General features: G+C 46.8%; 1 pseudogene. It reads right to left on the bottom strand.

What is annotated here, in order from left to right:
* Positions 1-541: pseudogene (locus R7E78_RS29835) on the bottom strand (capsular biosynthesis protein); the annotation flags it as partial.

Raw genomic sequence — 541 nt, 5'->3', positions numbered from 1 at the left:
CCACACTTGCTTCGCAGAGGAGATCAGTTCGATATCTGTTGTCGGGGTCGGCTTTTGATATTGACCAGAGCGAAACCATATAGTGGTTGAAGCAATACTGACGATCAGACTCGCCAGCAGCAATGCCGCCATTAGGCTGTTGATGTTTTGTAAGTGCAGTGTGCTCAGGCCAATAATGAACAAAACCATGAGCACACTGACGCCGAGTTGAAGCGCGAATAGGGATGGCACCACCATTTTACTTGCTTGTAAAACACGGCTGTTGGTTTGTCCTAATACGAGGAAAGGTACACACATCAGCGCGAGCGTAATCGCCACTATTGGACTGTTGGTTTGATTCAGTTGATTTGGAAAAAGGTAAAAGCCGACAAATAGAGTAACGGCAGCCACGAAACAAAATGTGATGCTGCGAGTTAAAGCCGTCCAATAGTTGTCACTCTGCTGTTGAATATCTCTGTTGCTAAGCGCGATAGCGTTGAATCGGACTAAAGCAACGTCGAAGCCTCGCTGAGAAATAATGGCTGTGAGCGATACGAGATTG

The sequence above is a fragment of the Vibrio sp. YT-19(2023) genome (genome assembly GCF_033337395.1).
This window is presented reverse-complemented; position numbering and strand designations above follow the sequence as displayed.